This is a genomic window from Ciceribacter sp. RN22, assembly GCF_024054295.1.
GTDB classification, from domain to species: Bacteria; Pseudomonadota; Alphaproteobacteria; order Rhizobiales; family Rhizobiaceae; genus Allorhizobium; species Allorhizobium lividum.
In genome coordinates this window covers 1,099,211-1,119,261 of the sequence record NZ_JAMXLD010000002.1, presented here as the reverse complement: position 1 = coordinate 1,119,261, position 20,051 = coordinate 1,099,211, and the positions used below count along the sequence as shown (strand labels likewise).

Annotated in this window: 20 protein-coding genes and 1 pseudogene; 13 read left to right on the top strand and 8 right to left on the bottom strand. The window is 61.7% G+C overall.

Going from position 1 to position 20,051, the window contains the following annotated elements; genetic code table 11:
• Positions 1-323 precede the first annotated feature (323 nt).
• The 4 genes from abc-f (at position 324) to NHF53_RS20225 (ending at position 3,921) form a co-directional block, all read left to right on the top strand.
• Positions 324-1,946: a ribosomal protection-like ABC-F family protein gene (gene abc-f, locus NHF53_RS20240; protein ID WP_252836019.1), complete on the top strand. Its 1,623-nt coding sequence runs from the start codon at positions 324-326 to the stop codon at positions 1,944-1,946.
• A 169-nt stretch (positions 1,947-2,115) separates the two neighbouring features.
• Complete coding sequence (locus NHF53_RS20235) at positions 2,116-2,649, top strand: DUF992 domain-containing protein (protein ID WP_252835782.1); 534 nt, start codon at positions 2,116-2,118, stop codon at positions 2,647-2,649.
• A gap of 162 nt (positions 2,650-2,811) precedes the next feature.
• Positions 2,812-3,423, top strand: coding sequence for an N-acetyltransferase (locus NHF53_RS20230; protein WP_252835781.1), 612 nt, complete (start codon positions 2,812-2,814; stop codon positions 3,421-3,423).
• A 39-nt stretch (positions 3,424-3,462) separates the two neighbouring features.
• Positions 3,463-3,921 (top strand): OsmC family protein, encoded by a 459-nt coding sequence (locus NHF53_RS20225; RefSeq protein WP_252835780.1) that lies wholly within the window; start codon positions 3,463-3,465, stop codon positions 3,919-3,921.
• Between the two features lie 15 nt (positions 3,922-3,936).
• Here the strand turns inward: NHF53_RS20225 and NHF53_RS20220 are convergent, their stop codons facing one another.
• Positions 3,937-4,692, bottom strand: coding sequence for an SDR family NAD(P)-dependent oxidoreductase (locus NHF53_RS20220; RefSeq protein ID WP_114362786.1), 756 nt, complete (start codon positions 4,690-4,692; stop codon positions 3,937-3,939).
• Between the two features lie 62 nt (positions 4,693-4,754).
• Positions 4,755-5,150: a cupin domain-containing protein gene (locus NHF53_RS20215; protein WP_114362787.1), complete on the bottom strand. Its 396-nt coding sequence runs from the start codon at positions 5,148-5,150 to the stop codon at positions 4,755-4,757.
• Positions 5,151-5,358: 208 nt separating this feature from the next.
• Between NHF53_RS20215 and NHF53_RS20210 the strand changes: the two genes are divergently transcribed.
• On the top strand, positions 5,359-5,520 hold the full coding sequence (locus tag NHF53_RS20210; RefSeq protein ID WP_170141835.1) for a hypothetical protein: 162 nt from the start codon (positions 5,359-5,361) through the stop codon (positions 5,518-5,520).
• Between the two features lie 235 nt (positions 5,521-5,755).
• The gene (ftsZ, locus tag NHF53_RS20205; RefSeq protein ID WP_252835779.1) at positions 5,756-6,793 is read left to right on the top strand and encodes a cell division protein FtsZ; all 1,038 of its coding nucleotides are present in this window, start codon (positions 5,756-5,758) and stop codon (positions 6,791-6,793) included.
• A gap of 22 nt (positions 6,794-6,815) precedes the next feature.
• Here ftsZ and NHF53_RS20200 read toward each other — a convergent pair whose 3' ends face one another.
• Positions 6,816-7,403, bottom strand: coding sequence for a YigZ family protein (locus NHF53_RS20200; protein WP_252835778.1), 588 nt, complete (start codon positions 7,401-7,403; stop codon positions 6,816-6,818).
• Between the two features lie 501 nt (positions 7,404-7,904).
• Here NHF53_RS20200 and NHF53_RS20195 point away from each other — a divergent pair.
• From NHF53_RS20195 to NHF53_RS20175, 5 genes are all read left to right on the top strand, one after another.
• Complete coding sequence (locus tag NHF53_RS20195) at positions 7,905-9,500, top strand: ABC transporter substrate-binding protein (protein WP_252835777.1); 1,596 nt, start codon at positions 7,905-7,907, stop codon at positions 9,498-9,500.
• Positions 9,501-9,664: 164 nt separating this feature from the next.
• On the top strand, positions 9,665-10,669 hold the full coding sequence (locus NHF53_RS20190; RefSeq protein WP_252835776.1) for an ABC transporter permease subunit: 1,005 nt from the start codon (positions 9,665-9,667) through the stop codon (positions 10,667-10,669).
• 14 nt (positions 10,670-10,683) lie between these two features.
• Positions 10,684-11,592: an ABC transporter permease subunit gene (locus tag NHF53_RS20185; RefSeq protein WP_252835775.1), complete on the top strand. Its 909-nt coding sequence runs from the start codon at positions 10,684-10,686 to the stop codon at positions 11,590-11,592.
• A gap of 1 nt (position 11,593) precedes the next feature.
• Complete coding sequence (locus NHF53_RS20180; protein WP_114362793.1) at positions 11,594-12,445, top strand: ABC transporter ATP-binding protein; 852 nt, start codon at positions 11,594-11,596, stop codon at positions 12,443-12,445.
• A complete protein-coding gene (locus tag NHF53_RS20175; protein WP_114362794.1) occupies positions 12,442-13,302 on the top strand; it encodes a dipeptide ABC transporter ATP-binding protein in 861 nt (286 codons plus the stop codon). Before NHF53_RS20180 ends, NHF53_RS20175 begins: the two co-directional genes overlap by 4 nt.
• 50 nt (positions 13,303-13,352) lie before the next feature.
• Here the strand turns inward: NHF53_RS20175 and NHF53_RS20170 are convergent, their stop codons facing one another.
• The 5 genes from NHF53_RS20170 to NHF53_RS20150 all read right to left on the bottom strand — a co-directional run bounded on the left by NHF53_RS20170 (position 13,353) and on the right by NHF53_RS20150 (position 18,711).
• Positions 13,353-14,324: an oligopeptide/dipeptide ABC transporter ATP-binding protein gene (locus NHF53_RS20170; RefSeq protein WP_252835774.1), complete on the bottom strand. Its 972-nt coding sequence runs from the start codon at positions 14,322-14,324 to the stop codon at positions 13,353-13,355.
• A complete protein-coding gene (locus NHF53_RS20165; RefSeq protein WP_252835773.1) occupies positions 14,321-15,307 on the bottom strand; it encodes an ABC transporter ATP-binding protein in 987 nt (328 codons plus the stop codon). Before NHF53_RS20165 ends, NHF53_RS20170 begins: the two co-directional genes overlap by 4 nt.
• Positions 15,304-16,179, bottom strand: a complete 876-nt coding sequence (locus tag NHF53_RS20160; RefSeq protein WP_252835772.1) for an ABC transporter permease — start codon at positions 16,177-16,179, stop codon at positions 15,304-15,306. The genes NHF53_RS20165 and NHF53_RS20160 overlap by 4 nt, the downstream gene beginning before the upstream one ends.
• Positions 16,176-17,126, bottom strand: a complete 951-nt coding sequence (locus tag NHF53_RS20155) for an ABC transporter permease (RefSeq protein ID WP_252836018.1) — start codon at positions 17,124-17,126, stop codon at positions 16,176-16,178. The genes NHF53_RS20160 and NHF53_RS20155 overlap by 4 nt, the downstream gene beginning before the upstream one ends.
• A 115-nt stretch (positions 17,127-17,241) precedes the next feature.
• Complete coding sequence (locus NHF53_RS20150; protein ID WP_252836017.1) at positions 17,242-18,711, bottom strand: ABC transporter substrate-binding protein; 1,470 nt, start codon at positions 18,709-18,711, stop codon at positions 17,242-17,244.
• Positions 18,712-19,163: 452 nt separating this feature from the next.
• Between NHF53_RS20150 and NHF53_RS20145 the strand changes: the two are divergent.
• Positions 19,164-19,346 (top strand): annotated as a pseudogene (locus tag NHF53_RS20145) (IS3 family transposase); the annotation flags it as partial.
• A gap of 197 nt (positions 19,347-19,543) precedes the next feature.
• Positions 19,544-20,035 (top strand): helix-turn-helix transcriptional regulator, encoded by a 492-nt coding sequence (locus NHF53_RS20140; RefSeq protein WP_252835771.1) that lies wholly within the window; start codon positions 19,544-19,546, stop codon positions 20,033-20,035.
• The last annotated feature ends 16 nt before the right edge of the window (positions 20,036-20,051 follow it).

The following is a 20,051-nucleotide window of genomic DNA, read 5'->3' as shown; positions in this document are numbered from 1 at the left end:
CTCCATCACCGAAGTCTCTCTCCACGGCATCAACACCTCCCGCAAAAAGCGAAAAGTGTTACCCATGTCTCCGGTACAATTCGTCACCTATCTCTCAGGTCGGACATCCGAGTAGGCTGGATTCTACAAAGCTGCATTCCGCTTCTGGTTCGCTCTCCTAGAACTCTCCAACACTGCGCTTGTCTTGGCGTATACGCAAGACGTGGTCGAGGACCCAGCCCCATGCCTCAGGCCAGGACGGCGATCAGGTTGCGTCCGCCTGCGTGACAGTTGCGCCTGCCCATGCCATACGGGTGCCCGCAACCAACCAGGCCGTCTTCTCCATGATCCGTATCGACAATATCAGCAAGTCCAATAGCCACCGCATCCTCTACATCGAAGCCTCGGCAGCGCTGAACCGTGGCGAGAAGATCGGGCTCGTCGGGCCGAACGGGGCGGGGAAGACGACGCTCTTTCGGATGATCACCGGCGAGGAACTGCCCGACGAGGGGCAGGTCTCCGTCGAGAAGGGTGTGACGATCGGCTATTTCGACCAGGATGTCGGCGAGATGACCGGACGATCGGCCGTTGCCGAGGTGATGGAAGGGGCGGGGCCGGTCAGCGTCGTGGCGGCGGAGTTGCGTCTGCTGGAGGCGGCGATGTCGGATCCGGACCGCATGGATGAAATGGACGCGATCATCGAGCGCTACGGCGAGGTGCAGGCGCGTTACGAGGAACTCGACGGTTATGCGCTCGAGGGACGCGCCCGCGAGGTTCTGGCGGGACTGAGCTTCAGCCAGGAAATGATGGACGGCGACGTCGCCAATCTGTCGGGTGGCTGGAAGATGCGTGTGGCGCTTGCCCGTATCCTTCTGATGCGCCCGGACGTCATGCTGCTCGACGAGCCGAGCAACCATCTCGATATCGAAAGCCTGATCTGGCTGGAGGAATTCCTGAAAGGCTATGACGGCGCGCTGTTGATGACATCCCATGACCGGGAGTTCATGAACCGGATCGTCACCAAGATCATCGAGATCGACGGTGGCACGCTGACGACCTACACCGGCGATTACGGCTTCTACGAAGAACAGCGGGCGCTGAACGAGAAGCAGCAGCAAGCCCAGTTCGAGCGCCAGCAGGCGATGCTGGCCAAGGAGATCAAGTTCATCGAGCGGTTCAAAGCCCGCGCCTCGCACGCCTCGCAGGTTCAGAGCCGGGTGAAAAAGCTTGAAAAGATCGACCGCGTCGAACCGCCACGCCGGCGACAGACGGTCGCCTTTGAATTCCTGCCGGCGCCACGCTCCGGCGAAGACGTGGTCAATCTCAAGAACGTCCACAAGGCCTACGGCAGCCGGACGATCTATGACGGTTTTGATTTCATGGTACGGCGGCGCGAACGCTGGTGCATTATGGGCATCAACGGTGCCGGCAAGTCGACCTTGCTCAAGCTGGTCACCGGCACTGCCGTGCCGGACAAGGGGAATGTCTCGCTCGGCGCCGGCGTCAAGCTCGGCTATTTCGCCCAGCACGCCATGGACCTGCTCGCCGGCGAGAGCACCATACTGCAATGGCTGGAGGAGCGCTTTCCAAAGGCCGGGCAGGCACCGCTCCGGGCGCTCGCCGGCTGTTTCGGCTTTTCAGGTGATGACATAGAGAAGCGTTGCCGGGTGCTCTCTGGCGGCGAGAAGGCACGGCTGGTGATGGCCGCGATGCTGTTCGACCCGCCGAACTTCCTCGTTCTCGACGAGCCGACCAACCACCTCGATCTCGATACGAAGGAGATGCTGATCAAAGCACTCTCGGCTTACGAGGGCACCATGCTGTTCGTCTCTCACGATCGTCGCTTTCTGTCAGCGCTTTCCAATCGCGTGCTGGAACTCACACCGGACGGCATCCACCAATATGGCGGCGGGTATGCCGAATACGTCGAACGCACCGGGCAGGAGGCGCCGGGTCTGCGCGTTTGACGGGACATGTCCGGCCGGAGGATTACGGTCTCGGCCTCACTATTTCGTGTATCGCCGCGCTGCGGCGTAGCGGATCATTCTTTCGCCATACGCGTTCCCCAACACTGCCCGGACGCTTCGGGCAGAGACCCGCTTGCGGGCATCGAGGCCAACAAGAGGAGTAACAGGGATGCAGAAGATTCTTGCCGCGGCACTTGCCGCGCTGACGCTCGCTACGAGCGCAGGATCGGCAATTTCCGCTGACGCGATCACACGGGTCGAGCCGGCGCCGACCTTCCGCGAGAGCGGGGCGAGTGGTGGTGTTCGGATCGGTTATCTTGATTGCACGATCGGTGGTGGTGTCGGTTACGGCCTGGGGTCCGCCAAGGACGTGGAATGCGCGTTCACGTCCGCAATCGGCAGTGAACCGCTCGACCGCTATGTCGGCGTCGTGCGGAAAATGGGCATCGATGTCGGCTTCACGACACGCAGCCGACTGGTCTGGGCAGTCTTTGCGCCGACCGCCGGATACCATCTGGGCTCGCTCGGCGGCCTCTACCAGGGTGCCACGGCTGAGGCGACGCTCGGCGCGGGCGTCGGTGCCAATATCCTGGTCGGCGGAACGTCGGGCTCGATCCACTTGCAGACGATCAGTCTCACCGGGCAACTCGGGCTCAATCTTGCAGCCACCGGCACTTCCGTCACTTTGACGCCGGCCGGCTGAACGAAGACGCGGCGGGAGTCTCCACCGGCACCGCCTTTGTCAGCGAGCGGGTTGGACGTCGCAGCCGGCACGGCCTCGCATCGAAATCGTCCTTGAGGCGCGGCGGAAGGTAATCTAGCGTCGGACGCTCTTCTGACGTCGTTTCTTTGGAGAGAGGTTCTGGTGTTCATCCGTCCGGCCCGCGAGGACGATCTCGATGCGGTTTACGGCATCTGTCTCGCCACCGGCGATTCAGGCCGTGATGCGTCGGAGCTCTATTCGGATCCGCAGTTGATCGGCCATATCTACGCGGCGCCGTACCTTCTCCTGGAGCCGCATCTGGCCTTTGTCGTTACAGACCAGGAAGGCATCGGCGGCTATGTCGTCGGCGTCGAAGACGCCCGATCGTGGGAAAACCGCCTCGAACGGAACTGGTGGCCCCCTTTGCGGCGAAGATACGTCGATCCCGACGAGTCCTGTCGCTCTGACTGGACCCCGGACCAGTGTCTGGCCCACCTCCTCCATCACCCAAAGGCAGATCCCGCCGTTGTGTGCGAAGACTATCCTGCACACCTGCACCTGAACGTCCTGCCGAGGCTGCAAAGCCAGGGCGTCGGACTTGCGCTCCTGGAGGCCTGGGTTGCCGCAGCGGCGGTGTATGGCGTGCGCGCGGCACACGTCGGTGTCAGTCCTGCGAATATCAGAGGTACCCGCTTCTGGACACGCGCAGGCTTTGCGGAGCTAAAAGTTCCGGGCGAAAGAGGCGATGCCTTATGGCTCGGACGCCTGCTATAGATCTCCTCACGACCTGAGCAAGCTGGAAGGTGTAACAGGATGAGCAGCGCCCCGAAGATCAAGGTACGGCCCACGGGTGCGACGGCCACTATGGGGCGCACTGGCTTTCCACATGTCGTGTCGGAGACGGGTGGGGTGATCGACATCAGAACCGGAGCCGCGGAGGCGGGTTTCAACCCGCTCGACCTGCTCTACGCTTCGTTGTCGGCATGTCTGGCGATGAGTGCCCGCATCGCGGCGAGCAGGCTCGGTGTGCTGGATCGCCTCACGAGTGTCACCGTGCACGTCACAGGCTCAAAGGCATCGGACGAACCCTCGCGCATCGCGCGCTTTGACGTCGTGTTCAGGATTGCCGGGGACTTCGATGAAGCGACGAGAGACGAAATCGCTCGTCTTGCCGAAGAGGAAATCTGCACGGTGAGCAACACCATCAAGGGGCAGCTGGACTTCATGATCACAGTCGCCGGCGCCGACGGATGTCACGACGCCGGAATATGATCGCATGGCGGCCTCTCAAATGGAGCCCGCTTCGACCATGTAGCTGCCGGCGGTGCACATGCGCGCATCGTCGGAGGCGAGAAAGAGAACCATGCGCGCGACGTAGACCGGATCGATCAGATCCGGAAGGCACTGCCGGCGTCGATGTGCCTCAAGCTTTTCGGGCGTCGCCCACAGCTCCTTCTGGCGATCGGTCATGATCCAGCCGGGAACGACGGCATTGACGCGGATGCGATATTGACCGAGCTCGCGGGCCATCGTGCGTGTTAGTCCGTGCACTGCTGCTTTGGCTGTCGCATAGGCGGGAAAGCCGTCTGCCGCTTCCCACCAGCTGTTGGAGCCCAGGTTGATGATGGAGCCGCCGCCGAGAGCGATCATGTCCGGCGCAACTGCCTGAATGGCGAAGAACTGGTGGCGCAGATTGGTATTCATCCGGTCGTCCCAGTACTCGGGGGTAAGATCGCGCCAGTCGTGCCGGTCGTCGCGGGCGGCATTGTTGACGAGGACAGACGCCGGACCGAGACGTCCGCGGAGCGCCGCGCAGGCGACCTTGAGTGCGGCGACGTCCCTCAAATCACAAATCTCGTAGTCGATCTGGCCCGCTTCTGACGCCAAGCTGGCGCTGGCCTGCGCGTCGAGATCGATGAAACCAACGCGACAGCCCTGGGCTGCGAAAGCGCGGACGATTTCGGCGCCGATGCCGGAGGCACCGCCGGTCACAAGCACCGTCTTGCCGGCAAGGCTGGGATAGGTCGCGAAGGCGTCGGTCATTTGTTTCTCCAGATCTGTTCCCGCGTACGGCGGAGTGGTCTAGGCTTCCGGCTCACCGCTGATCAACCTTCATAGTCGGCGTCGTTCACCTGCTCCAGCCATTCGACCGCTACTCCGTTCAGAGCCTCCTGGATGGCGATGTGGGAGACTGCCGTCGTGGAGGTCGCGCCGTGCCAGTGCTTTTCGCCGGGAGCGAACCAGATGACGTCACCTGCCTGCACCTCGCGCCGTGGTTTTCCCCAGGCCGCCACCCATCCGCGTCCGGCAGTGATGATAAGTGTCTGGCCAAGCGGATGAGTATGCCAGGCGGTACGCGCGCCGGGCTCGAAGGTGACGTGGAGCGCACGCAAGCGGGCCGGTTCTGGAGCATCGATGATCGGGTCCTGACGGACCGCACCGGTGAAATAGGCCGGCGAGGGTACGGTGGAGGCTCGTGATCCGCAGCGAATGATTTCCACCTGTGTCCTCCCACTCGTTGCAGCTTCCGTCATTCCGGCGCCTCATAGGCCTTCCATACCGGCGGTCGGTGATTCGTACCTGTCAGCGCAGTCCTGAGTGCTCTTTCCGACTTGTAGCTTTCCGCCCGGCTCAAGCTTTGCGCAAGCGAATTCTCTTACGGACGAAGGATCAGCCGGGATGTCGACCGGCCTTTGAGGGGACAATGATATGTCGAACGAAGCCGATCACTTCTTCCATCGCCAGGACCGCGACGTGCAAGTCCTCATCGCCGAAAACAAGGGCGATGAACTGACCGATATCCTCGTGGAGGCGCTGTACGATGCCTTTCGCATCCTGCGCGACGAGGCGGAAGGCGAAACGCTGCACTAGTGCAGCGAACTGACGTTTCCATCATTGCCCGCTGCCGACGACGGTCCGGACCCCGGCCGCAGACCGCGCAACTTCGTCGAATGCCATGGACATTCAGCTTTGCCTGCATCATGCCGTTTTTCGAATGCTAGACTTTGCGCGGTGATTCGCATCGTGCCGGCCGGAGGCCGGCCAGTACCAATTCCAGCCGCCTGCGCCTCGCGCTGAGCGGCTTCAACGGCTCCGGGAGACGAGCATGACGGACAACAGGAAACCGGAGATTACCGAAATGCGGCCCAAGATAGCGGTCATCGGTGTCGGCGGCGGCGGCGGCAACGCCGTCAACAACATGATTGCCGAGGGGCTGGAGGGCGCGGAATTCATCGTCGCCAATACGGATGCCCAGGCGTTGACGATGTCCAAGGCCGCACGGATCATCCAGCTGGGCGCGACCGTGACTCAGGGGCTCGGAGCCGGTTCCTTGCCCGACGTCGGCCGTGCCGCAGCCGAGGAGTCGATCGACGAGATCATGGATCACCTTGCCGGCACGCATATGTGCTTTGTTACGGCGGGTATGGGCGGCGGCACCGGAACCGGTGCTGCACCCGTGATCGCGGAAGCGGCACGTCGGGCGGGCATTCTGACGGTCGGGGTCGTCACCAAGCCCTTCACGTTCGAGGGCCGGCGCCGCATGCAGGCTGCGGAAGAGGGCATCGAACGCCTGAGGGAAAGCACCGATACCGTCATCGTCATTCCCAATCAGAATCTCTTCCGCGTCGCAGACGCCAAGACGACCTTTGCAGACGCCTTCTCGATGGCTGACCGGGTGCTCTATTCCGGCGTGGGATGTATCACGGACCTGATCGTCAAAGAGGGCCTGATCAATCTCGATTTCGCCGACGTCAAGACGGTGATGCGCGACATGGGACGCGCCATGATGGGAACGGGCGAAGCCTCCGGGGAGGCTCGCGCGATGAAGGCGGCGGAGGCGGCAATATCGAACCCGCTGCTCGACGAAGTCTCGATGAAGGGTGCCCGCGGCGTGTTGATCTCGATCTCCGGCGGAACGGACATGACCCTGTTCGAAGTGGACGAGGCCGCTACCCGCATTCGCGACGAGGTCTACCACGACGCCAACATCGTCGTCGGCGCGATCTTCGACCAGAGCCTTGCCGGCAAGTTCAGGGTTTCGGTGGTCGCGACCGGACTGAGCGATCCGCTTTCGGCGGAAGAAGCAGCAGTTGTCGGAGGCGAGGGGCACATGAGCGACGGCATGGCCCGATTGCTGCAATAGCGGCGTTGTCGCGCGCTATTGCCTAGGTCGATGTGAGAAGCATCGACCGGCCACTTGTAAGGTCGGCAACCAGTCTGCTTACCTCTGCGATTTCGTGCGCCGGAAGTGCGAGCGCGAGTTCGGCACCTTCAGCCGTGAAGGTCTCCTCTTCAATCCTGAGATTGGGCACGGCAAGCAGGCGCGCCTTGACGAGCGCCAAGTCGGCAAAGCCGGCCCGCACCTGTGCGGGTACTCGCGGAACGACAAGGATTTTCTGCGCCGCTCGAAGGCAGGTCGCTGCAGTTCCACCATAAGCGCGAATCAGACCCCCGCTGCCGAGCAGGATGCCGCCGAACCATCGACTGACGACGACAGCCACATTGTCCAGCGACTGTCCGTCGATCGCTTGCAGAATCGGCTTTCCAGCCGTTCCAGTCGGCTCACCGTCGTCGCTGAACCTGTATCTCGAGCCGATACGCCATGCCCAGCAGTTGTGCCCGGCGGAGTGTTCTGAACAGGTTTCGATGAAATCCCTCGCCGCCGCCTCGGTGGCGACCGGAGCGGAGACGGCCTGGAACCGGCTTTTCTTGATTTCCTGTTCAAAGGTTTCTGTGCTCTCAAGCGTGTACATTCCCGATCTCCCGGTACACGACTTAGGACACCCGCATCGGGAAGGCTAGCTCTATGACTCCAGCGAGTTTCGGGCCTGTAACGGACGGTCGCGTCCAAAAAAGACCTCAAAATCGCCGAAAAACGCCTCATTCGCCCTTTCAGACACATTTTTGGGGCAAGTTCGTGTCACTGGCTCGACAAGTGGTTTGTAATCGTTATGCTGCGCCCCATACCGCTTTGGTGGTAGAAAAATACTAAAATCGTGCCAATTCAAGAAAACACGAATGACGATCGGCTCGACCCGAACAAAATTCTCCCCCTCTCAGTTTCTTCAATCAGAGCAGCCGACCAACGGTTTTGCTTCGATCGTGAAAGGGACCGCCTCGGGTTTTCTCGTGGCGAGGTGGCGAACGCGTGTGTGTAGAGAGTTCGGAGAATGCGGCCAACCCTCGGCCGGAACCGCGAGCCGTTGAAACAACCCGGGCCGGCGGTCCGGCCCTCTTCAATTGGGAGACACACTATGAAGTATAAACTGGGTATCGCTGCTGCACTGCTTTCGGCGACTTTCTTCGCCGGCGCCGCGAGCGCCAAGACCTTCGTCTACTGCTCGGAAGGTTCGCCGGAAGGTTTCGACCCCGGCATGTATACTGCCGGCACCACCTTCGACGCCTCTGCCCATCCGGTCTACAGCCGCCTAATGGAGTTCAAGCCGGGCACGACGGAAGCCGAGGCCGGTCTGGCCGAAAGCTACGAAGTCAACGCTGATGGCACCGAGTACACCTTCACGCTGCGTCCGGGCGTGAAGTTCCACACGACCGAATTCTTCACGCCGTCGCGTGATCTCAACGCGGACGACGTCATCTTCTCGCTGGAGCGCCAGATCAAGGCTGACCATCCGTGGAACCAGTACGTCGCAGGCACCTCCTGGGAGTATGCTGCAGGCATGGGCTTCCCGGAACTGATCAAGTCAATCGAGAAGGTCGATGACCTGACCGTCAAGTTCGTCCTGAATCGTCCGGAAGCACCGTTCATCGCCAATCTCGCGATGCCTTTCGCCTCGATCGTTTCGAAGGAATACGCCGACAAGCTCGAAGCCGAAGGCAAGAAGGAACAGCTGAACCAGATGCCGGTTGGAACCGGACCGTTCGTCTTCGTCGGCTACCAGCAGGACGCCGTCATCCGCTACAAGAAGAACGCCGACTATTGGGGTGGCGCACCCAAGATCGACGACCTCGTCTTCGCGATCACCACGGATGCTGCGGTCCGCTATCAGAAGCTGAAGGCCGGCGAATGCCACCTGATGCCGTTCCCGAACGCTGCCGATGTCGAGTCGATGAAGGCTGATCCGACCCTCACCGTCATGGAGCAGGAAGGCCTGAACGTCGCCTACCTCGCCTACAACACGACCCAGGCCCCGTTCGACAAGGTCGAAGTTCGCAAGGCGCTCAACAAGGCGATCAACAAGGAAGCCATCGTTGATGCCGTCTTCCAGGGTATGGCAACGCCGGCGAAGAATCCGATCCCGCCGACGATGTGGTCCTACAACCAGGCTACCCAGGACGACTCCTACGACCTCGACGCGGCGAAGAAGGAACTCGAAGCCGCCGGCGTCAAGGATCTGTCGATGAAGATCTGGGCGATGCCGGTTTCGCGTCCCTACATGCTGAACGCACGTCGCGCCGCTGAAATCATGCAGGACGACTTCGCCAAGATCGGCGTGAAGGTCGAGATCGTGTCCTACGAATGGGCCGAATACCTCGACCGTTCGAAGGCCAAGGATCGTGACGGTGCCGTCATGCTCGGCTGGACCGGCGACAACGGCGACCCGGACAACTTCCTCGACACCCTGCTCGGCTGCGAAGCCGTCGGCGGCAACAACCGTGCCCAGTGGTGCAACGAAGAGTTCAACGCCCTGGTGAAGAAAGCCAAGGTCACGTCGGACCAGGCTGAGCGCGCCAAGCTCTACGAAGAAGCACAGCTCGTGTTCAAGCGCGAAGCGCCTTGGGCCACGATCGACCACTCGCTCTCGGTCGTTCCGATGCGCAAGGAAGTCTCCGGCTTCGTTCAGAGCCCGCTCGGCGACTTCACCTTCGAAAACGTCGACATCGCCGAGTAATCGGAACCGTCACTATTTCGCCGCGGGCCTTGGCCCGCGGCGTTTGTCGTTGATGCGGGATCGATCTCGCGTCATGCTCGAAGGCTCCGCTGAAGCGGTCCGGGCAAACCGAGACGGCCATGGGGCCGCGGTTCGACCTCTCAAAAAAACAACGGGTCTCACAAATGTTTGGCTTTCTCCTGCGACGGCTCGCCGTCTTGATCCCGACCTTCATCGGCGTCTCGATCATTGCCTTCGCCTTCATCCGGCTTCTTCCCGGTGATCCCGTCGCGCTGCTTTCTGGCGAGCGTGTCATGTCGCCCGAACGCCACGCTCAGATCAGTGCGCAGCTTGGCCTCGATCGGCCGATCGCGGTCCAGTATTTCGACTATCTCGGCGGCGTGCTGACGGGTGATTTCGGCACCTCGATCGTGTCGAAAAGCCCGATCATCGACCAGTTTTTCGCGCTCTTCCCGGCAACCGTCGAGCTTTCGCTCTGTGCGATCCTGATCGCAATCGCGATCGGCGTCCCGGCCGGCATCATCGCGGCCATCAAGCGCGGCTCCTTCTTCGACCAGACCATGATGGGCATCGCCCTCGTCGGTTACTCCATGCCGATCTTCTGGTGGGGCCTGCTGCTGATCATCCTCTTCTCCGGTATCCTGCAATGGACCCCGGTATCCGGTCGCATCTCGCTGATGTTCTTCTTCCCGCCAGTCACCGGCTTCATGTTGATTGACAGCCTGCTGTCGGGCCAGAAGGGCGCCTTCGCCTCGGCGGTCAGCCATCTGGTCCTGCCGTCGATCGTGCTGGCGACCATTCCGCTCGCCGTCATCGCCCGTCAGACGCGCTCCGCCATGCTCGAAGTCCTGTCGGAAGATTACATCCGGACCGCCCGGGCCAAGGGTCTGTCTCCGATGCGCGTCGTCGGTCTGCATGCGCTGCGCAACGCGATGATCCCGGTCATCACCACGATCGGCCTCCAGATCGGCGTGATGCTCGCCGGCGCCATCCTTACCGAGACGATCTTCTCCTGGCCGGGTATCGGCAAGTGGATGGTCGACAGCGTGTTCCGCCGTGACTACCCGGTCATCCAGGGAGGCCTCCTCCTGATCGCCGGTATCATCATGGTCGTGAACCTGATCGTCGATCTGCTCTACGGCCTGATCAATCCGCGCATCCGCCACTAGAAGGATAAAATCCCATGGCAGAGACAACCAACAGCCAGCCGGTTTCGAGCGCTCAGCTGCGTCGCCAGATGCTGGCCGAGTTCTGGTTCTACTTCTCCGAAAACCGCGGCGCCGTCATCGGCCTCGTGGTGTTCGTCGCCCTCGTGCTGATCGCCGTCTTCGCCGGCGTCATCGCGCCGCATTCCCCCTTCGAGCAGTATCGCGACGCGGTTCTGCTGCCCCCGGCTTGGCTCGAAGGCGGCAACTGGAGCTATCCGCTCGGCACCGATCCCGTTGGTCGCGACATCCTTTCGCGCCTGATCTACGGCTCGCAGTATTCGCTCTTCATCGGCGTCTTCGTTACCACGCTGTCGCTGACGACGGGCATCGCGATTGGGGTCGTCGCCGGCTACTACGGTGGCTGGCTCGATACCGCGATCATGCGCCTGATGGACATCATCCTGGCCTTCCCGTCGCTTCTGCTCGCGCTCGTTCTCGTCGCGATCCTCGGCCCTGGCCTGACCAACGGCATGATCGCGATCGCGCTTGTCCTGCAGCCGCACTTCGTGCGCCTGACCCGTGCAGCCGTGATGTCGGAGAAGACCCGTGATTACGTGACGGCCGCGCGCCTCGCCGGTGCAAGCCCGCTTCGCCTGATGTTCAAGACGATCCTGCCGAACTGCATGGCGCCGTTGATCGTCCAGGCGACGTTGTCGTTTTCGAACGCCATCCTTGACGCGGCCGCACTCGGCTTCCTTGGTATGGGCGCCCAGCCCCCGGCACCCGAGTGGGGAACGATGCTTGCCGAAGCGCGCGAATTCATCCTCCGGGCCTGGTGGGTCGTCACCTTCCCCGGTCTTGCAATCCTCATCACGGTGCTGGCCATCAACCTGATGGGCGACGGCCTGCGCGATGCACTCGATCCGAAGATGAAGAGGTCGTGACATGGCCCTGCTCGAAATCCAGAATCTGACGGTCGAGTTCGAAACGGCGACGGGGTGGTTCAAGGCCGTCGATGGCGTCTCGCTCTCGGTCGATGCCGGTGAAGTGCTGGCGATCGTCGGTGAATCCGGCTCGGGGAAGTCCGTCTCCATGCTGGCCGTGATGGGGCTTCTGCCATGGACGGCGAAGATCACTGCCGATCGCATGCTGTTTGAGGGGCGCGACATCCGGAATCTCTCGCCGGCCGCTCGTCGTGAGCTGATCGGCAAGGACATCGCGATGATCTTCCAGGAGCCGGTCGCAAGCCTCAACCCCTGCTTCACGGTCGGCTTCCAGATCGAGGAAGTTCTTCGCGTGCATATGGGAATGGACAGGAAGACGCGCCGAACGCGAGCGGTGGAACTTCTCCGCCAGGTCGGCCTTCCCAATCCCGAAGAACGGCTCGGCCATTTCCCGCACCAGATGTCCGGCGGCCAGTGCCAGCGCGTGATGATCGCCATGGCAATCGCCTGTAATCCGAAGCTTCTGATCGCCGACGAGCCGACCACAGCGCTCGACGTCACCATCCAGAAGCAGATTCTCGACCTCCTGATGTCGCTGCAGGCGAAGAACGGGATGGGCCTCATCATGATTACCCATGACATGGGTGTGGTGGCGGAGACGGCCGATCGGGTAATTGTCCAATACAAGGGACGGAAGATGGAAGAAGCCGACGTCCTGTCGCTCTTCGAGTCGCCGAAGAGCAACTACACCAAGGCGTTGCTGTCCGCGCTGCCGGAAAATGCAACCGGTGACCGCCTGACGACGGTCTCCGACTTCATGACCGGAGCGGAAGCCGCGGGAGAAGACGCATGAGCGCCACGCAGGAAAAGACCAGGCCGATGCTCGAGATCCGCGACATCAAGCGCGACTATCATGTGCCGACCGGCCTCTTCAAACCGGAGAAGATCGTTCATGCCGTGAAGGGTGTGTCCTTCTCGCTGGAGGCCGGAAAGACGCTGGCGATTGTCGGTGAAAGCGGGTGCGGCAAGTCGACTCTCGCCCGCATCCTCACCTTCATCGACGAACCGACTTCGGGCGAACTCCTTATCGACGGAAACAAGGTCGACACCCGTCCGGGGCATCTGACCCCCGAGATGCGTCGGAAGGTGCAAATCGTCTTTCAGAACCCCTACGGATCGCTCAATCCGCGCCAGAAGATCGGTGACGTCCTCGGTGAACCCCTGCAGATCAATACCGGCATGTCGGCAGCGGAGCGACGGGAGCGCGCCACCGAGATGCTGATCAAGGTGGGTCTCGGACCGGAGCACTACAATCGGTACCCGCACATGTTCTCCGGCGGCCAGCGCCAGCGCATCGCTATCGCCCGCGCCTTGATGCTCAATCCGAAGCTGCTGGTGCTCGACGAACCGGTGTCAGCCCTCGACCTTTCCGTCCAAGCGCAGGTCCTGAACCTGCTCGCCGACCTGCAGGACGAGTTCGGGCTGACCTACGTCTTCATCAGCCACGACCTTTCGGTGGTTCGTTATATCGCTGACGAGGTCATGGTGATGTATTTCGGTGAGGCCGTCGAATACGGCACGCGCGACGCGGTGTTCTCCGACCCCCAGCATGAGTATACGAAAACGCTGTTTGCGGCGACACCGCGGGCAGACGTCGAATCGATCCGCGCACGTCTCGTCGCGAAGGGCCGGCTGAAGGCTGCCGGCTGATGATCAGGCTGCTGGCGGCCCCTGCCATTGCGGATGCCGCCGGTTCAGCATCAGGTCCTGTCGAGGCTCGGGCGATGGCAGGCGACAGAGCGTCCGGCTGATACCGGACGCAATTCCGGGCGTTCCGTCGCGCATCGTTCGATGGCGAGCGGGCACCTCGATCGAAACGCGCAATCGTTTTCTCCTGCCGGCACTCTGCGCGGCGGCCGCACCTGCGGCTTCTGCCGATGCTGCACTTGGACACTCGGCTCGGCCGCCGCCAGGGCCTGCGAGTATGGATGGAGCGGCGTTCGAAAGACCTCGTCGGCCGGTCCCGTTTCCACGATCCGGCCGCCGTACATCACGCCCACGGTGTCAGCGATGCAATCGACTGCTGCAAGATTGTGGCTGATGAAGAGGAATGCAACGCCACGGCGCTCGCGCAAATCCATAATGAGATTGAGTATCTGAGCCTGAACCGAGAGGTCGAGCGCGGAGACCGGCTCGTCCGCGATGACCAGCTTCGGCTCGGTTACCAGTGCGCGAGCTATCGCGATGCGCTGGCGTTGCCCACCGGAAAACTCATGCGGGTAGCGGCGCGTATGGTCGACGGACAGTCCGACACTCTCCAATACTTCGGCTACCCTGTCCTCAATCTGCCGACGACCGAGATGTGCCGGCAAGGCATGGAGCGGCTCGGCCACGGTCCTGCCTATCCTCTGGCGTGGGTCGAGGGACCCGAACGGGTCCTGGAATACCATCTGGAACGCGCTACGCCGGCGCATTAATTGCCGGGCGGGTAGTGCGAAAAGGTCGTCACCGTCGAACATGACCTTGCCGGACGTCGGCCGGTCGAGCGCCGCAACGATGTGCGCGAGCGTCGATTTTCCGGAACCGGATTCACCGACCAGGCCGAAAATGCTCGCGGGCTCCATGCGGATCGACACGGAGTCGAGTGCACGATGGCGATGTGGCGACGAGAACACGGTGTGTGAGACGTAGTCACGCGTCAGTTCTTGCACGTCGAGAAGCGGGGCTTTCATCGGGACGTTTCCCGGCTTGGGTCATGGATGCAGCGGCTCCCTCTTCCCTCTGGCAGCGAGATCCAGGGCGGGTCCACCTCACGGCAACGCACTTCACGCTCCGGGCAACGATCGGAAAAGGCGCAACCGCGCGGAAGATGCGTGAAGCGCGGCACCGCTCCCGGAATGGTAGCGAGGCGCTGTCCTCTTTCGAGACGACGCGGCACGGCGTGCAGAAGACTGCGCGTATACGGATTGGCCGGATCGGCGAGAACCGCGCGTGTCGCTCCCTCCTCCATGATCCGTCCTGCATACATGACGATCATGCGCTCGCAGGTACTGGCGACGACGCCGAGATCGTGGCTGACAAAGATGAGAGCCATACCCTGGTCTCGGACGAGTTCATCGAGAACGTCGAGAATCTCCGCCTGCACGGTGACGTCCAAAGCCGTCGTGGGTTCGTCCGCGATGAGCAAGGCCGGTTCCAGCGCGAGGGCGATCGCGATGCCGACGCGCTGGCGCTGCCCGCCGGACATTTCGTGCGGGTATGTTCCCGCTCGGCGGCGGGCATCCGGAATCCGCACCCGGTCGAGCAGTCGGAGTGCCTCGGCACGGGCAGCCCGCCAGCTCATTCCTCTGTGCCAGACGAGCCCCTCCGCAACCTGGTCGCCGATCGTCATGGCGGGATTGAGGGCGGTTGCCGGCTCCTGGAAGATCATGCCGATCCTGTTTCCGCGGACATGGCACATTTCGTCGTCCGAGAGCGTCAGCAAGTTCCGTTGCTCGAAGGTGATGCGACCTTCCGGGATGGCCGTCGTCGGCAGCAGGCCCATGATCGCAAGGGCAAGCAGAGACTTTCCGGAGCCGGATTCTCCGACAATTCCGAGTGTCTCGCCCTCGCGCAGGTCGAACGACACGTCGTGCAATATCGAGGATGCCGCGCCATCGCTTCCGTGGAGCGACACGGTCAACCTGTCGACGGCAAGCAGGGTTTCACCCTTCATGGGCGGCCCTCGGTTCGCGGATCGAACAGGTCGCGCAGTCCATCGCCCAGCATGTTGAAGCCAAGGACGGCCGCGGCGATCGCACTTCCGGGCAGAATGGCGAGCCATGGAGCGGTTTCGAGATAGGTCTGCGCATCAGCGAGCATTCGGCCCCAGGTCGGCGCGGGCGGCGGTGTCCCGAGCCCGAGGAAGCTCAAACCCGCCTCGGTCAGGATTGCGAGACCGAGCTGGATCGTAGCGTGTACGATGATCTGGCTCGCGATATTGGGAAACACATGCTCGATGGTGATGCGCAAATCGCCCTTGCCTGCGCCGCGTGCGGCAAGAACATAGTTGCGCGACCAGATCTGCCGTGTCGCACCGGCGGCGACACGTGCGAAGACGGGGACCATGAACACGGCGATGGCAATCACCGCCGTCGTCCGTCCCGCGCCGAGAAACGCGCCGAGCATCATCGCCGACAGGATCGGCGGAACAGCAAAGATCACGTCTGCCGCGCGCATGATGAATGCTTCCGGAAGACCACGTCTGGCGGCGGCAAACATCCCGATCACAGTCCCGATCGACGCGCCGAGGGCGACGGCCGCGGCAGCGATCGACAGCGAGTTCCATGCGCCGGCCATCAGCATGGACAGGACATCGCGCCCGTATTGGTCGGTCCCGAGCAGACCATAGGACAGCGGCGGCTGCAGCTTGTGCGCGATCTGCATCTTGCCCGAGGGGAGCGGCGTCCAGACCAGTGAGATCAGCGCGACGGCGACGAGAGTGCTGGTCACAGCCCCGCCAGCAATAACTCCCGCGCCTCGTCCCGGCAGCCGGCGGGTCGCCGGCTCAGCGGCCATCGCCGCCTCGCTCTCGCCAGGATACGTCATGTGCTTACCTGCCTCAATCGTGGATCAAGGAAGAGATAGGAAAGATCGACCACGAAACTCACGATGACGACGAGGCCGGCAAACAACAGGACGATATCCTGCATAACGACGATGTCCCTCTGCATCAGCGATTGGTAGGCGAGCCTGCCCAACCCCGGGAGGTTGAAGACATTCTCGACGAGGATCGCTCCGGCAACGAGGAAGGTAAATTGCAGGCCGAGAACCGTGACGACGGGGATCAGGGCGTTTGGAACGGCATGCCGCCAGAGCGCAACTCTTCGCGGCAGACCCTTCGCCCGCGCGGTGCGGACGAAATCCTCGTTCAGCACTTCGAGCACGGCCGAGCGGGTTACCCGTGTCAGGACGCCGGCCTGTGGCAGCGCGAGCGCGACGGCCGGCAAAACAAGCGACTTCAGCGCCGCCCAGAAGCCGCTCTCCCATCCCGGGAAGCCGCCCGCCGGCATCAGTCCAAGGCCGACGGAGAAGAGAAGAATGAGCAGGAGTGCGACCCAGAAACCCGGAACGGCGATGAAGAGCTGCGAGATGACGCCGCCGACGTGATCGAGCACGGAATTGTGCCGTGCCGCCGAGAGGGTTCCGAGCGGCACCGAGATCGCAAGGGAGAGCGTCACCGCTATGACCGTAAGTGGAAGGGTCACTGCAAGACGTTCGACAAGCAACTGGGAGACTGGAACGCCATAGACGTATGACGTGCCGAAATCGCCATGAAGCGCATTCGCGATCCATGCAAAATAGCGACGCACGAGCGGCTGATTGAGCCCGAGTTCATGACGCAGGGCGGAAAGCGTATCCGGGCTTGCCGACGTGCCGAGCATGATCGCTGCCGGATCGCCCGGCAGCACGTCCATGACGAGAAAAACAAGCGCCGACACGGCAAGAAGCGTCAGGAACAAGGCCGCCATGCGGCGTGCCAGCAAGGCCATCATCGCAGATATCTCTCGCATTCGCAGGTAGCCGAACGCCGTCGCCGCTCCGCTGCGTCGCCGGCCCTGCAACGGGCCGTGCTGCAGTGCCGGACATCAGTCCTGCCGGGGATGGCGTTCACTCTTTCCAATGGACGTTCGTCAACACGTTCGAAGGGATAGGCTCGTTCGCCCAGAGCCCTTCAAGCTTCTTGTTCCAGACACCGAGCTTCGGCATCACGAAGAGATAGAGGGCCGGTACGTCTTCCGCGAGGATCTTTTGAGCCTCGCCATAGAGCGCGTCTCTCGCGGCCGGGTCAGCCGTATGCTCGGCCTTCCCTATGAGGTCGTTCAGCATCGGATTCTTGTAGTTGAAGTAGTAGGAATCGCGACCGTAGATGTCGATGTCCATCGGCTCGGCATGAGCGACGATCGTCATGTCATAGTCCGCATTCTTGAAGACCTCCTGCACCCACTTCGCCGGGAATTCGGTTGTCTCGATGGTCATCGTGACGCCGATCTCCGCAAACATGGCCTGCATTATCTCGGCACTGCGGCTGGCATAGGCCATCTGCGGTGCCTTCATCACAAAAGTGAAGCCGTCCGGATAGCCTGCTTCCGCCAGCAGTGCCTTCGCCTTTTCGGGATCGTAAGGATGGATGCCGGTCAAGTCGACGAACCCGCGATCATTGGGCGTATAGTGGCTGCCGATCGGAGTTCCGAAGCCCGACCATGCTCCATCGATCAGCGTCTTGCGATCAACTGCCATCATCAGGGCCTGGCGGACTCGCTTGTCGTCGAACGGCTTGCGTGCGTTGTTCATGCCTGCGACGACCTTGAGTTCCGTGTTGCCGATGACGGTCGTCAGGTTCGGGTCATCCTTGAAGCTTCCGACGAGTTCCGGCGCGGCGAACTCCGGAAAGGCGTCGACATCGCCGGACTTCAGTGCCGCCGCCTGTGCCTGCGGGTCAGATATGAAGCGGAAGGTCACCTTCTGAAGTCCGACCGATACCTCCTTGTTCCAGTAATCCGGATTGGCGGCGAGTTCGACCTTGTCGCCTTTCACCCACCGGACGAACCGGAAGGGACCTGTCCCGACCGGCGTTGTTTTGTCGCTTTCTGCGCTCCTGGTGCCCACGATCACCGATGACGGCCATGCAAGCCAATAGAGCAGACTCCCGGCGGGTTCCCTGAGCTTCAATACGAGCGTTTCTGCGTCCGGCGTTTCGATCCCTGCAATCGACGCGAAGAAGCGCTTCTGCGGGTTGACCGAGTCTGCGCCGCGGGCGCGTTCCAGAGACGCCTTGGCGACCGCGGAATCAAATGCTTCGCCGTCATGAAAGGTTACGTCGCGTTGCAGCTTGAAGGTATAGGTAAGGCCATCGGAGGAGATGCTCCAACTCTTTGCGAGTTGTGGCTTGATGTTGCCGTCCTGGTCGATGGTGACGAGGCCCTCGAAGAGGTTCTGCCATGTGACCTGCCCGATCGCAACTGGCGCTGCGATCGTCGGATCAAGGCCCGTCGGCTCGATTGTCATGCCGAGGACAAGCGATTTGTCCGAAGCCCCGCCGAGCGCGTTCGCCGGTATGACGAGGATCGCAGCGGCCACGAGATTGGACAGAAACCTGTTCAGCAGATGGTGCCCGGCGGTTCGAAAGGCGTTGGCTGTCAAAATTCCCCTCCTCGAGCTCTTTACCGGACGTCCTGCGTCGGCACTCTCGACGGAAATACTGGCATCTCGCATCCGCTCACACAACGGCGTTTCTCTCGCTAGCATGCGCGCATGATCGCCAAGTCTCTGCTATCGCCCCGGATTGGCGAGAAGTGGTGCAGGCGGTCAGATCAGAGGGGTCGACGTCGTCGGCTCTATCGTCTGTCGGCGAGCGCCGCCTGCGAAAGGAGGAGGCGCTCGGCCTCAGCCATCATCAACGGTTCGACGCCCTTCACGTCGTCGGGCCGCAAGGGTTCCGACTGTCCCGGATCGGCGCCTGTGAGACAGAATTGGTTTAATTGAGAAGAGAGGATTTTCGGCTCATCGTAGCTCATTCAAAGGAAGCGAATATGAGACAAAAATCCGGGCCGCTGACATTGGCGGCCGAGAAGACAATGAAGGACATCCACCGCGCCACGAACAAGCATCATTCGGCGGAGGACAAAATCCGCATCGTGCTGGAGGGCCTGCATGGGGAAGACGGCATTGCCGCACTCTGCCGCCGTGAAGGCATTGCCGAGAGCCTGTATTACAGTTGATCGAAGGAATGCCTTAGACCGTAAACTCATAAAAACACAAAGTGATTTTATGAGTTTACGGCCTAATCGCGCAGATGGATCTGCGTCATTCTGTAGAGATGCCACATTGGTTGATGCTTGAGCCTCTCGTGCGGCACTACTGGGAAACGGCGCCTCCGTCTTCGACAAACCTCGTGCAGCATCATCTTTTCATGATCTTGCTGATCGGATTCGTCGAGGCCGCGTTTCCGCGATGGCGCCGGCCGTCGCAGGCCGCGGCCAACAATCCCGACGCGCTATCGCTCAGTGTGATGGTGGCGGCGAGCCAGATCGCAGCCGATCCGCTGAACGACGGTATAGTCGAAAGCGCGCTTGCTTCCATCGGCTACAACCAGGACTACTTCCGTCGAGAGTTCCGCAGGCAGGTCGGGCTGACACCGCACAAATATCAGGAGTTCAAGCGGATGGAGCGGGCGATGGGCGTGCTTGCCGCCGGAGGCTCGGTCAAGAAGGCTGCCGAATATGTCGGCTATGCCGACTTCTATTATTTCTCCCGCATGTTCAAGCGATATATCGGAATCAGTCCGGCTGGCTATAAGGCTGCCGAGAAACGCCACCGCGACGGAGGCTTTCCCCGTGGTGAGGAGGACGGACTGGCCGTATTCCCCATTCTCGCCAGGAAGAGCGTAATCGGAAATCACTGACTTTTTTGTCGAAGCG